General features: G+C 57.5%; 14 protein-coding genes and 1 riboswitch. Of the genes, 11 read left to right on the top strand and 3 right to left on the bottom strand.

Going from position 1 to position 12,352, the window contains the following annotated elements:
- Nucleotides 1–124 precede the first annotated feature (124 nt).
- Genes fliS through MOST_RS10145 form a run of 3 tightly spaced genes read left to right on the top strand, consistent with a single transcriptional unit; the run spans nucleotide 125 to nucleotide 1,277 of the window.
- Nucleotides 125–541: a flagellar export chaperone FliS gene (fliS, locus tag MOST_RS10155; protein WP_054937817.1), complete on the top strand. Its 417-nt coding sequence runs from the start codon at nucleotides 125–127 to the stop codon at nucleotides 539–541.
- A 2-nt stretch (nucleotides 542–543) separates the two neighbouring features.
- The gene (locus MOST_RS10150) at nucleotides 544–1,032 is read left to right on the top strand and encodes a flagellar export chaperone FlgN (RefSeq protein ID WP_054937818.1); all 489 of its coding nucleotides are present in this window, start codon (nucleotides 544–546) and stop codon (nucleotides 1,030–1,032) included.
- Nucleotides 1,033–1,073: 41 nt separating this feature from the next.
- The gene (locus MOST_RS10145) at nucleotides 1,074–1,277 is read left to right on the top strand and encodes an AbrB/MazE/SpoVT family DNA-binding domain-containing protein (RefSeq protein ID WP_054937819.1); all 204 of its coding nucleotides are present in this window, start codon (nucleotides 1,074–1,076) and stop codon (nucleotides 1,275–1,277) included.
- Nucleotides 1,278–1,317: 40 nt separating this feature from the next.
- On the opposite strand, the gene MOST_RS10140 is transcribed toward MOST_RS10145, so the two are convergent.
- The 3 genes from MOST_RS10140 to MOST_RS10130 form a co-directional block, all read right to left on the bottom strand.
- A complete protein-coding gene (locus MOST_RS10140) occupies nucleotides 1,318–1,887 on the bottom strand; it encodes a Uma2 family endonuclease (protein ID WP_054937820.1) in 570 nt (189 codons plus the stop codon).
- 177 nt (nucleotides 1,888–2,064) lie between these two features.
- Nucleotides 2,065–3,321 (bottom strand): DUF1670 domain-containing protein, encoded by a 1,257-nt coding sequence (locus MOST_RS10135; RefSeq protein ID WP_054937821.1) that lies wholly within the window; start codon nucleotides 3,319–3,321, stop codon nucleotides 2,065–2,067.
- 23 nt (nucleotides 3,322–3,344) lie between these two features.
- A complete protein-coding gene (locus MOST_RS10130) occupies nucleotides 3,345–4,895 on the bottom strand; it encodes a DUF1670 domain-containing protein (RefSeq protein ID WP_054937822.1) in 1,551 nt (516 codons plus the stop codon).
- Nucleotides 4,896–5,327: 432 nt separating this feature from the next.
- Nucleotides 5,328–5,426, top strand: a riboswitch (cyclic di-GMP riboswitch).
- A 159-nt stretch (nucleotides 5,427–5,585) separates the two neighbouring features.
- Between MOST_RS10130 and flgB the strand changes: the two genes are divergently transcribed.
- The 8 genes from flgB to fliJ all read left to right on the top strand — a co-directional run bounded on the left by flgB (nucleotide 5,586) and on the right by fliJ (nucleotide 12,349).
- The gene (flgB, locus tag MOST_RS10125; protein WP_054937823.1) at nucleotides 5,586–5,984 is read left to right on the top strand and encodes a flagellar basal body rod protein FlgB; all 399 of its coding nucleotides are present in this window, start codon (nucleotides 5,586–5,588) and stop codon (nucleotides 5,982–5,984) included.
- A gap of 121 nt (nucleotides 5,985–6,105) precedes the next feature.
- The gene (gene flgC, locus MOST_RS10120) at nucleotides 6,106–6,531 is read left to right on the top strand and encodes a flagellar basal body rod protein FlgC (RefSeq protein WP_054937824.1); all 426 of its coding nucleotides are present in this window, start codon (nucleotides 6,106–6,108) and stop codon (nucleotides 6,529–6,531) included.
- A gap of 63 nt (nucleotides 6,532–6,594) precedes the next feature.
- Nucleotides 6,595–6,906 carry a flagellar hook-basal body complex protein FliE gene (fliE, locus tag MOST_RS10115; RefSeq protein ID WP_054937825.1) on the top strand — a complete coding sequence of 104 codons (312 nt, stop codon included), beginning with the start codon at nucleotides 6,595–6,597 and terminating at the stop codon, nucleotides 6,904–6,906.
- Nucleotides 6,907–7,113: 207 nt separating this feature from the next.
- On the top strand, nucleotides 7,114–8,691 hold the full coding sequence (fliF, locus tag MOST_RS10110; protein WP_054937826.1) for a flagellar basal-body MS-ring/collar protein FliF: 1,578 nt from the start codon (nucleotides 7,114–7,116) through the stop codon (nucleotides 8,689–8,691).
- An 11-nt stretch (nucleotides 8,692–8,702) separates the two neighbouring features.
- Complete coding sequence (gene fliG / locus MOST_RS10105) at nucleotides 8,703–9,713, top strand: flagellar motor switch protein FliG (RefSeq protein ID WP_054937827.1); 1,011 nt, start codon at nucleotides 8,703–8,705, stop codon at nucleotides 9,711–9,713.
- Entirely contained in the window at nucleotides 9,706–10,584 is an 879-nt protein-coding gene (locus tag MOST_RS10100) for a FliH/SctL family protein (protein WP_161952830.1), read from the top strand. The genes fliG and MOST_RS10100 overlap by 8 nt, the downstream gene beginning before the upstream one ends.
- Entirely contained in the window at nucleotides 10,581–11,891 is a 1,311-nt protein-coding gene (gene fliI / locus MOST_RS10095) for a flagellar protein export ATPase FliI (protein WP_054937829.1), read from the top strand. The genes MOST_RS10100 and fliI overlap by 4 nt, the downstream gene beginning before the upstream one ends.
- A gap of 23 nt (nucleotides 11,892–11,914) precedes the next feature.
- Nucleotides 11,915–12,349, top strand: a complete 435-nt coding sequence (gene fliJ / locus MOST_RS10090) for a flagellar export protein FliJ (RefSeq protein ID WP_054937830.1) — start codon at nucleotides 11,915–11,917, stop codon at nucleotides 12,347–12,349.
- The last annotated feature ends 3 nt before the right edge of the window (nucleotides 12,350–12,352 follow it).

Genomic DNA, 12,352 nt, shown 5'->3' with positions numbered 1-12,352 from the left:
TGGAGAGGGTTGAAGAGCCCCGTAAGTTAAGTTTAACTTCCTGACGTAGTTTGCCGGCAGGCGTTGTAGGCTTTAAACTAGCGACCCTTTAGGCACAAGGTGAATAAAATCGAGGTGTAATAAAATGGCTGTCAACAACCCCTATCAGGCCTACCAGCAAAACCAGGTCCAGACCCTGTCCCAGGAAAAGCTGGTGCTGATGCTTTATGATGGAGCCTTGCGCTTTTGTCGCCAGGGGCTGGCTGCTATGGAAAAAAAGGATTATGCCGGAGTAAGCAATAACCTGGGCCGGGTCCAGGATATCCTGAGTGAACTGATGGTGACCTTAAACAGAGATGTGGGAGAAATTGCGGAAAATCTTTATAAGCTATACGACTTCATGTACCGTCATCTGGTCCAGGCCAATGTAAAAAAGAGCGCAACTATGATTAATGAAGTAATTGACCTGTTACAGCAGCTACGCGACACCTGGGAAGAAGCAACAAGAATTTACCAGACCCACGATTATCGCACCAGAATAGGGATGAACTGGCAGGGCTAAAAATGAGCGAAATAGAAACAGTGGCCAGGCAGCTTTTAGAGGCGTATGACCAGGAAGTAGAACTGGTGCAGATGTGGCAGCAAAACTTAAAACACCAACAGCAGGTCATTCAAGCCAGTGCCTGGGATGAGTTAAATAATCTCATTGCAGAAGCCGCTACCTGGAGGGAAAGGTTGACCCGGGTGCGGCAGGCTACCCGGCAGCTTGAAAAGCTCCTGGTAATAGTTTCGGGGTGTGAAGGTCTGGAGTGGGAAAGGGTTGAGCTCCTGCCGCTGGCAACCCGCCGGGAACTGGCCGGGGCCTCCCGGCAGGTGCGAGCTTTATGGGAGGAATGCCGGCATCTGCAAGAAGCTAATATAAAAAATATGCAACAAGCTATAGCAACAACCAGGGCTGAGCTGGAGCAAGTACAAACAGCCCGGCAAATGGCGCGGGCCTACCGGCGGGAAAATAAAACCACGGTGCCCCGGTGCCTGGACCGGCGGCTATAAGTTAAGATGAGGTAGAGAGCAGGGGCAGGGGATGGAAGACAATGGGTAAGCAGGTTGAAATAACAAAACTATCAAGCCGGGGGCAAGTAGTAATTCCTAAAGAAATCCGGCAACAACTGGGATGGGAAACAGGCGATCATGTAGCCGTGGAAGTGCAGGGGGATATGGTCATCCTGCGGCGCCTGCAGCTAGAAAGTTTCCGGGAGGCAAGGCACCAGCAGGTCAGGATGAGTTTAATCAAGTAGATGAAGAAACGGGTGCGGGGATGGCGGGAAAAGCCCGGGGCTAATCTCCCGGTATTATATCCTGGACTGGAATGTATAATCCCGGGAAAGCCAGCAACGAAATATGGTCGCCGCGCCCGTATTCTTTAATCTCTCTATACCCGGACGGCGAAGGCAGGCGATAGGCAGTCACCTGCTGCACCTGCAGGTTAACCAGCCATACTTCATTTACCCCGCCCTTCGCATACAGGTTTACCTTTACTTCGCGGTCATAGGCCACCGAAGTGTCAGCCACTTCGACTAACAATAGCACGTCCTCCGGCCGGGGGTGGAAAGAAGCATAATAATCATCGCGCGGCTTGAGTAACATCAAGTCAGGCTGGGGTTCCGAGTTTTGGTCCAAGCGTAAAGGGTTCTGGGTGTCTACCAGGGCATTATTGCCTATTTTGGTGCTAAAGATGCGATCCATCCGTCTCACACACGCGGCGTGCCGGGTCCCTATTGGCACCATCTCTATAATCTCCCCATCAATCAGCTCTACCCGGTCATTTTCTCCTAGAATGCCTGCCCGGGCCATCTGGTAAAACTCCTCAACAGTAAAACGCCGGCGGGCAACCTCGACTGCCGCCATTCTTTAGAATCCCCCTTTCTTCTGTCCTTCCTTCTGTTATATATTATACCCTACATCCTTACCAGGATGATTGTCGTATCCATACGATCCCAGGCTGATTGTGATGGCTATATTATACCACAGTTGGAATCGAAATCTTTAGAGGGATAGAAAAAAAGGAGATAACCCCATTAATCCCTAACTGCTCTTTTCCAACTTGATACCCCTTTTACCGATATAGCTGACCAGTGACTCCTCATCGGGGAAGTGCTTTTCCACCAGGGCCAGGTGCTCCTCCAGCAAGCTTTGGCTATGACCGGTAATCCGCATCATGGCTGAAGCTGGTACGTGGTAGTAGCGTAAGAGCAACACCCGGTCAAATAACCGCAGGTAGTTGTCCACCGCCTCGGGGGTGTGGTAGATCCGCCGGGCAATCTCCTGGGTGGTTAGTCCCTCCAGGGCCATCTCCACCACCAGGGCCTTATGGGTCAGGGTGCGACCCATATCCAGCACCGTACCGGCCGTGGGCAGGAGGACACCGAAGCGTTCGTGGTAGGCCTCCAGAAGCTGGCGGATGAGGCTGGGGGAGATGCCCAGGAGCCACTCCAGGTCCAGGGTAGTTAAGACACCATCCTGCCGCCATGCTTCAGCGGTAATCCGTTCGATCTGCCGTATTTTAAGCCTCTTCAGATCGGCGGTGGTGTTGAGGGGCCAGTGTTGTTCCTCCGGCGTTAGCAAGGTGAGTACTACCGGCTGAAAGAGCCTGGGGTCGGTACGCCTGGATTTCCTGGTCCCGTGGGCCAGCCACACCAGTTGGCCGGGGTCCAGTTCCTCCACCTTGGGGCAGCACCAGGTGTAGAGCCTAGCTGCCAGGGTAACCATCCCTTCGGCCTGGGCGGGCCTGGCACCCCACTGGTCCACCAGGGTGGCAATGGCCGGTTTCAGGGCTTCCGGCGGGATTTCTCCCCCAACGTGCTGGCGGCCTCCTGGCTTTAGCGTTTCAGCATCCAGGGGTCTTTCGGGCAGTACCTCCGCACTTTTACCACCGCGCTTCAGGGAAAGCTCGGCCTGGTTGACGAGATGCCAGAAGTCTTCCACACTGGCGCCGGGGTTTAGCTCCTTAAGCCTCAAGAACTGGAGCATTTCCAGTTCCCGGCGCACTGCCCGGGGAGAGCGCCCCTCTTTGAGGTGCGGCAATACCTCCTGGGTAAGGAGGGGGATGGCGATTTTCCGGCCCTCCTGTTCCAGGAGGAGTTCCCCTGGTTTCAGGCGCCGGGTTCCCTGGTTCTTTTCCCAGGCCTCTATGGCCTGGTTGGTGGCCATACAGGCCGCCTCGGCCAGTTTTGAGGCCGGGGCCAATTCAAAGCTTTCTTTCAGGTGAGCAGTTTGTACTGGTAATACATCCCTGGCAAGAAGGGTGGCGTAGCGGCTGTTCACACCCTTCTTGGCTTCCAAGAGTCTCATCCCTCCTATGCGGGTTAGTTTTTTTTAACCGGGTGGGCCTCGGCCAGGCGGCGGACCTTCGCCATCATGAAGGCGTAGTCGGGGCCGGAAAACTCCCGGTAGAGGTTGACGTATTTTTCTACCAATCGCCTGGAACAGCCTAGAACCTTCCTGATCGCCGGTACCGGCAGGCCCCTTTCCAGGAGGTAGGTGACCCGGGCGAAGTCCAGGAGGTAGTTCTCTATGGCTTCATAGCTGTGCCCGGTGCGCCGGACGATCTCGGTCTCGGTATAGCCGTCCATGTAGAGGCGGATGATCTTGTCGGTGTGGCTTAAGGCCGGTCCCATATCAGCCACCATACCCCTGGTGGGGACCACCACGCCTGGATGTTCCTTGAGCAAGGTCTGTATGGATTTGGTGGAGAGGCCCAATAGGAGGGCCAGATCCGGTTGGTTTAAGGTAGCCCCCTGGGCCCTGGCCTGGGTGGCCAGGCGCAAAAGCCTGGTCCACTTAAGCGCCTCGGCGTTGTCCCGGTTAACCAGTTCCCAGTCCTCAGGGGTGACGTAATCCAGGACTACGGCTTTCAGTTCACACTGGGATAGTTTTTTGCCGGCCGGCTCCCGGTCGCTCACGGCCTGGTACACGATGGCTCCAGGGGCTCGTTCCTGCCTGTTCAGGCGGCTGGCCAGTTCCGCCAGTTCGTCCAAAAACTGCTCTACGGCTGCCGGGGAGTAGCCGTGCCGCCGGCGTAACAGTTCGGCAAAGGCTTGGCGGCTGCCGGTACCGGGTTGTCTTAAAGCTTCCTGGTCCAGGCCCAGTCTGGTGGCTATCCCCGGGTCCTTCTCCCGGTGTTTGGTCCAGATTTCCCACCAGGCTTCCAAAAGCTCCGGCGGCTCCCCCAGTAGCCTTGCCAGTTCCGCCAGGGGTTGGTCCCGGTTTTGCACCAGTTCCTTGAAGCCCTGCCACCACCGCTGCCACCGGCTGGTACTAATGGCCAGATCTTTACGCAAGGCAGTGAGGTCCTCACCGCTTAAGTACCGGTCAATAGCCAGCGCCGCCCGGAGGTTCCGCATTAGCTGGCGGTTCTCTTTCTTCATACCGGCCACCGGCAGCAGGACTCCTTGTTGCCAGAAGGATTGCAGGATGGCGCGAATGCCCCGGTGGGTCTGGGGGAACAGGACGCAAAGCCTGGGAGTGTCCAGAATGGCATCCTGGGCATAGGCTTCTTCCACCAGGCGGGCCAGGCGGCCCCTCTGGAGAGCCACCGTCCCAAACTCGGCCATCAGCTCAATGTCTTCCTCGGCCACCACCGTTAGACTGACCAGCTTTTCCGGCTGGTTGGACCGGGAGCTCTTCTTGTGGTTCTCCCGGCCGGAGATGGCCGGAAAAATGATCTGGCCTAAAGTCCGGGTCAGCAGATTTCGCTCCAGGTACTCCAAAACGTCTCGCGCCGCCAGGACGGCCTCTTCCAGGGGCACTTCTCTCCTCGTCCTGATCTCGCTGACCAGGTAGTTGAAAAGGCCCTTGGCCTCCAGGGAGGCCGCCTGGGTAAGAATACGCCGGCGGAAAAAGGCGGGGCGACCCACGGCTTAAACCCTCGCTTGTCCAGGTTTTGCCTAAAGGGTTCGCCATGCCGGCTTTTTTTCCTGCTGGCCAGAAGCCTAATCTAAGCCGGGTAAGTATTGCCAGGTTCCGCCCTCCAGGTCAGGGGTGGCAAGGACAATTATACCGGTAGGTCGGGAACCATAACTCACCCCTGACCTGGAGGGCGGGTGATAACATCTTATCTCTTACCCTGCCGGCTGCCGCCGCTCCAGCCAGCAGGGTAGGACTAGATTAAGGCGGTGTTGACCGTGGTTCTTCTTGCCAGGGAAAGGGAGCAGAGGGGTTATAGAAGACTGTTCTTGAAGGGGTGAAACGGTTCTATTTTTTTTGGTTAATTTTCTCTCAACCTGCAGGAATTTGGCAAAACGTGTTGAATAAATATCGACAGAATCCAAGTAAAATTTTCTTACACCGGGCGTCAAGGGCAAGCTCTCCGAAAGGAGATGCGCGCAAAGCTATGGGTCTAAGGTCCGGGCAGAGTGGGACCGGACTATGATTGCCAGGCTACCGTTTCCGGTTCTTTAACTGCCCGGTAAACGGGTTTTTCTTTTAGGACCAAAGTCCCGGACAAATTTAGGACTTAAGTCGGATACCCAAATTCCCATAGAAATGCTAAAGTGGTAACTGCTGGAGAAAAAAATCATTTTTCCGGGAAAAAGGGGGAAACATGGATGTTTATGACGCCGGCTATCTATGTCCTGGAAAAGGCCCTGGATACGGCAACTTTGCGTCAGCGGGTTATTGCCCACAATATTGCCAATGTCAATACCCCCGGCTTCAAGCGCTACGAAGTTTCCTTTGAAGAGAAACTCAACCAGGCCCTGGGATTAGAGCCTGGTCTGCCCCTGTATCGTACTAATCCCTATCACCTGCCGGCAGCAGGTTCAGATCTTACCCCGGAGGTTAACCAGGATAACAGTACTAGCATGCGCCAGGACGGCAATAACGTGGATATCGACCGGGAGATGGTCGACCTGGCCCAGAACAGCTTGAACTTTAATTTTGCCACCCAGCAGCTAAACGGCCGGCTGGCCATGCTGCGCTATGTGATCAATGAAGGCAGGCGCTAAGCGGCCCTAACTCTGATAACAAGCGAGGGCGTTATATTTCAGGAAAACACTGCAATGAAGCCTGCGGGGGTTTGTGTTGGCGGCCTCCGGCGGACGAGCCCGTGGATTGGAGGTAGGAGGAGTGGAACTGTTGCCAGCCCTGGCCATCAGCGCTTCTGGCCTTACGGCTGAGCGCCTGCGCCTGGATCTCATTGCCAACAATCTGGCTAATATCAATACCACCAGGACGCCACGGGGTGGCCCGTACCGGCGGCAGGTACCCGTTTTTGCGGAGAAGCTGCGGGAAGCCCTGGGACAATCACCGGAACAGGCCCCTGGCAGGGGCGTGGAGGTGGCGGCCATTGTGGAGGATAATACGCCGCCCCGCCTGGTATATGACCCTTCTCACCCTGATGCTGACCCTAACGGCTATGTGGCTTTACCAAATATTAATATCGTTACCGAAATGGTAGATATGATCACCGCCACCAGGGCCTATGAGGCCAACGTCACCGTCCTGAATGCGGCCAAGGCCATGACCCTGAAGGCCCTGGAGATCGGGCGTTAGGAGCAGGGGGCTTGGCTGCCGCTAAAGTGAGAGGCGGAGATTTAGTTAAAGGAAGTGATTCCCATGCTTCTTACACCGGTTTCCCTGTTAATACCGGCTCCCCTCCAGGAGAGCCAGCAATCCCGGCTCATCCCCCAGGGCACAGAAGCCGTAACCAGGTCTTTTGGTGAAGTCCTGTGGGAAAAACTGGGGGAAATCAACACCCTGCAGCAGCAGGCCGATGTCCTTACCCAGGAGTACCTGGCTGGTAAAATCGAGGACGTCCACCAGGTCATGCTGGCCCTGGAGCAGGCTAACCTTTCCCTCCAGCTGGCCGTGCAGGTGCGCAATAAGGCCATTGAGGCTTATCAGGAAATCTCCCGCATGCAGGTTTAGCAGCAAGCCGGTTGTAGGCCATATTCATATACCGCAGTTGAGCTGGACTAACAGCGGTACAGTACTTCCTGGTAAATCACTCGTTTTTGGGTGGCGCGGCGGCGTGGTGTCCCTGGCTGAGAAAAGCTTTCTGGCAAGGGAGGCATTTTGTCCTGGCATTGATATTAATTATGGTTGTCAAGTAAATTTACCTTCAGGGAGCCCGAGATGAAGGTTAAAGATATACTGGAGAGGATAAAAAATTTCTGGCAGAGTTTAACCCCCGGGCGGCGTTCGGCCCTCATGGCTATGAGTATAGCCGCCCTGCTGGGGGGCGCCTTCCTGGTGCAGTGGCTGCTGAAGCCCCAGTACGCACCCCTGTTTACCAACCTGCAGCAGCGGGACGCGGCAGCGGTGGTGGAAAAGTTAAAGGAAATGAAGGTGCCCTACCAGCTGGCAGGTGAAGGGACGACCATCCTGGTTCCTAAAGACCAGCTTTACCAACTGCGCCTGGACCTGGCCAGCGCCGGGGTTTTAAACAGCGGCCAAGGGTTTGAACTCTTTGACCAGAACAAGCTGGGCATGACCGATTTTGAACGCAACCTGGATTACCAGCGCGCCCTGCAGGGAGAGCTGCAGCGCACGATTGTGGCCATGAATGAAGTGGAAGACGCCCGGGTGCACCTAGTCATCCCCCAGCCCAGTGTCTTTTTACAGGAACAGCAGCCGCCCTCGGCGGCGGTAATGCTGAAACTAAAACCCCTGGCGCGGCTGAAGCCGGAACAGGTCAAGGGCATCATGGAGCTGGTGGCTGCCAGTGTAGCGGGTCTCAAGCTCGAGAATATCCGCGTCATTGATATGTACGGCAACGTCTTGAGCGACGGCCTGGCCGACAGCGAGACGGCGCCTTTAACCCAGAAGCAGCAAACCCAGATGGAATTAAAAAGGCAGTATGAAAGGGACCTGGAACAGAGGCTCCAGGCCATGTTGACCCAGATCTTGGGTCCAGGGAAAGCCGTGGCCATGGTCACTGCCGACCTGAACTTCGACCAGCAGGAAATTAAGCAGACGGTCTGGGGCAAGGAAGGCGCCTTGAGGAGCGAGCAAATTAAAACTGAGCAGGGCACTACCGGTGGCACCGGTGGGCCGGCCGGGACGCCGCCAAACACCCAGCCTCCGGTATACCAGGCGATTAACCCTGCCCCGGGGAATTATAATAAATCCGATACTGTTCATAACTATGAGCTGGACCAGACCCAGACCCATACCATCGTGGCTCCCGGGCAGGTGAGACGGCTTTCTACGGCGGTGGCTGTCAATGGTCCGGTGAGCCCGGATATGGACAACCAGATCCAGCAGATTGTCAGTGCTGCCGTGGGTTACAACCCGGCCCGGGGCGACCAGATTACCGTTACCAGTATGGCTTTTGATAATTCTCTGCAGCAGCAGATGGCCGCCGAAATGGAGGCCCGGCAGCAGCGCCAACAGGTGCTCCAGCAGTACCTCCTCTGGGGAGCAGCAGGGCTGGGGGCCTTGCTCTTAATGGGGGTGTTAATCATACTCCTGTTACGCCGCCGGCGGCAGAAAGCTTTACAAGCGCGGCTGCCCGGCGAGGCTTTACTGGCCGGTATGCAGGCTGGTGTCCCGGTAGAACCCCTGGTAGTTCAGCCGGTAGAACCGGTGGATGTGGAAAAAGAGCGCCAGGAAGCCGAACGCAAGGCCAAACTGGAGCGTTTAAGGGAAATCATCCGCCAGCGGCCGGAGGATGCGGCTTTGTTAATCAAGGCCTGGCTGGCTGAAGATTAGGGGTGGCTTGATTGGCAAAGCAGAAGGCCCTTACCGGCCTGGAAAAGGCAGCGATTTTTTTGATTACCGTCGGGCCGGAGTTATCATCTTTAATTTTAAAGCAAATGGCCCAGGAAGATATCGAGCGCATTACTTACCAGATTGCCAACACTACCTCCATCGACCCGGCAATTATGCAGCAGATCGTCGATGAGTTCCTGCAGCTAAGCGATGCCCAGATGTTCATCCTCCAGGGAGGCATGAAGTATGCCCGGGAGGTGTTGGAAAAAACCCTGGGGCCGGCCCGGGCAGCGGAGATTGTTAAAAAGCTCCTGGCCAGCTCTAAAATCCGTCCCTTCAATATGATCCGCAAGGCCGACCCCAAGCAGCTGGTGAACTTTATTTATAACGAGCATCCCCAGACTATAGCCCTGATCCTGGCTTACCTGGAACCGGAGCAGGCAGCGGTAGTCCTGGGGGCCCTGCCGGACCAGTTACAGGCCGACGTGGCCAAAAGGATTGCCCTCATGGAGCGTACTTCCCCGGAGACACTGCGCGAGCTGGAGAGTATCCTGGAACAGCGTTTGTCTTCCCTTGTAGGCCAGGACTTTGCCGTTGCCGGTGGGTTAAAGAGCCTGGTGGATATCTTGAACCGGGCCGACCGCAGCACCGAGCGGACCATCCTGGAATCCCTGGAACAGGATGACCCTGAACTGGCCGACGAGATCCGCAAGCGCATGTTTGTCTTTGAAGATATCCTGACCCTGGATGATAACTCCATCCGCCGCGTCCTCAGGGAAGTCGACCTCAAAGACCTGGCCCTGGCCCTCAAGGCGGCCAGCGAGGAGGTGGCCAACCGCATTTACCGCAACCTCTCCAAGCGGGCCGGCGAGATGCTCAAAGAGGATATCGAGTATATGGGCCCGGCACGCCTCCGGGATGTGGAAGAAGCCCAGCAGCGCATTGTCCAGATTATCCGCCGCCTGGACGAAGCTGGCGAGATTATCATCGCCCGGGGAGGCGAAGACGCCATTGTTGTCTAGGATACTAAAAAAAGCTGGAGCAGGTTGGGGCGAAAGGGTGATCCCCCTGCGCCCCGTGCAGGTGGCAGCGGCTATAGAATATACCGGAGAGGAGGCCGGCAAGCCGGAAGCACGGGACGAAATGGAAGCTAATCCCGCGCGGGAAGTGACTGCCGCCCGGGAAGAGGCGGCCGCCCTCCTGGAGCAGGCCCGCCGGGAGGCGGCGGCCATTAAGGAGGCAGCCGTGGAGGAGCGGCAGGAAGTCCTGGAGGAGGCCCGGGCCGCCGGCGAAGCCCGGGGCTACCAGGAAGGTCTGGCCCGGGCCGAGGGGGAAGCCGAGCGTATTCGCCGGGAGGCTGAAGCCGCCCGAGAAGAAGCCCGGCAGGTCCTAGCAGAGGCGCAGAAGGCTTATCAGGAGACGATTAGCGCCGCTGAAGGTGAAATTATCGAACTGGCCCTGGCCATTGCCAGCAAAATAATAGGCCAGGAAATAGAACTGCGGCCGGACCTGGTGTTAGAAATCGCCCGTCAGGCCATCCGCCAGGTGGCCGAGGGGCAAAATTACATAATTTACGCCTCCCCGGAGGCAGCCGAGACTATCCGCCAGCGCCGCGCCGAACTCCTGGCAGAAGCAGCACCGGGAGCGCGGCTCCAGGTGATTGCCGACCCGGGCTTTAAGGCCGGTGGCTGCCGGGTAGAGACGGAAAATGGCTTTGTCGACGCCAGCGTCGACAGCCAGCTGGAAGAACTGAAAAAGATCTTCAGGGTAGACGCCCGTGCTGCACATACAGCGCCGGACTTTCTATCTGGAAGTGGCGCAGCCAGTTCCCCCAGTTTTCCGACCTCCGACTTCCAGCCGCCAACTTCTGTTTTGGCAGGTGGCCGGCCGTGAGCCTGGCCCCCGACCTCACTACCTACCGGCAACGCCTGGCAACAGCCAACCTGTGGCGTCGGGGGGGCAAAGTTACCCGGGTGACCGGCTTGACCATTGAAGCCCGGGGCCTCAAGGCTGCCGTGGGCGAACTCTGCTATATTTATAACAACGGCGCGGCGCCCATTGTGGCCGAGGTAGTTGGCTTCCGGGAGGAAGTGACCCTCCTCATGCCCCTGGGGGAACTGGAGGGCATTGGACCCGGCTGCCGGGTGATGGCGGCCGGCCATGGGCACCTCATCCCGGTGGGCCGCGGTCTCATGGGCCGGGTGCTGGACGGCCTGGGCCGACCGCTGGATGGCAGGCCCCTTGTGGGTAGCGATCTCCAGCCGGTCAACAACCCCCCTCCCCATCCCCTGGCGCGGCGGCGGATTAAAGAAATCCTGGCCACCGGGATCAAGGCCATCGACGCCCTCCTCACTTGCGGCTGCGGCCAGCGGGTGGGCATCTTTGCCGGCAGCGGGGTGGGCAAGAGCACCCTCTTGGGGATGATTGCCCGCCACAGCACCGCCGATATCAATGTCATTGCCCTTATTGGCGAGCGGGGCCGGGAGGTGCGGGACTTTATCGAAGGCGACCTGGGGCCGGAAGGCCTGTCACGTTCGGTGGTAGTGGTCGCTACTTCCGACCAGCCGGCTCTAGTACGCATTAAGGGAGCCTTTACAGCAACGGCTATTGCCGAGTATTTCCGCGACCAGGGGCAAAACGTCCTCTTGATGATGGACTCCCTCACCCGCTTTGCCATTGCCCAGCGGGAGGTAGGCCTGGCCATTGGCGAGCCGCCTGCTACCAGGGGCTATACCCCTTCCGTGTTTGCTTCCTTGCCCCGGCTGGTGGAAAGGGCCGGCAACGGGGCGAAGGGTTCTATTACCGGCCTGTACACGGTACTGGTGGAGGGCGATGATATGAACGAGCCGGTGGCCGATACCGTGCGCGGTCTCCTGGACGGCCATATTGTCCTGTCCCGGAAACTGGCGGCCCGCAATCATTACCCGGCCATTGACGTCCTGCAGAGCATCAGCCGCCTTATGCCGGAGATTACCTCACGGGAGCAACAGGCAAAGGCCGGATACTTACGCGACCTCCTGGCTGCCTACCAGGAGGCGGCCGATTTAATCGAGATTGGCGCCTACCAGCAGGGGTCTAACCCCCAGGTAGACGCGGCCTTGAAATATTATGACGCCATCCAGGCTTTCCTGCGCCAGGGCATGGATGAATACTGCGATTTTGACGATACCCTGGCAGCATTGACGGCCATTTTCAGTTAAGAATTTTTCGGAGGCGTTGCCCGGTGGCTGGTTTCCGCTTTTCCCTGGAAAAGGTACGTTCCTACAAGGCATCCCTGGAGGAACAGCTTAAACTGCAACTGGCCGCAGCCCGCCGCCACCAGGAAGAAGAAGAGAACCGCCTGGAACATTACCGGCAGCTCCGGGTCAGCTGTCCGGCCATTCAGGGGGCGTTAGCGGCAGGCGATTTGCTCCGGGAAGTAGCCCTGCTGGAAGCCCTGGATAACCGTATAACCAGCCAGCAGGAAAAGGTGGCCCGAGCCCGGCTGGTAGTGAGGGAGAAATGCGACCAGGTGCAGGTGGCCATGCAGGAGCGGAAAGTCCTGGACCGCCTGCGCGACCGCCAGCTGGCCATCTACCAGTACAACCTGGCCAGGGAGGAACAAAAGCAAATAGATGAGGCAGCAGGTAGCCGTTGCCACCGCCGCTCAGGTGAATAACCT

Origin of the sequence: Neomoorella stamsii, assembly GCF_002995805.1 — a bacterium.
Lineage (GTDB): Bacteria > Bacillota > DSM-521 > Neomoorellales > Neomoorellaceae > Neomoorella > Neomoorella stamsii.
Note: the sequence above shows the minus strand (reverse complement) of the source record. Positions and strands in the feature narration are given on the sequence as shown.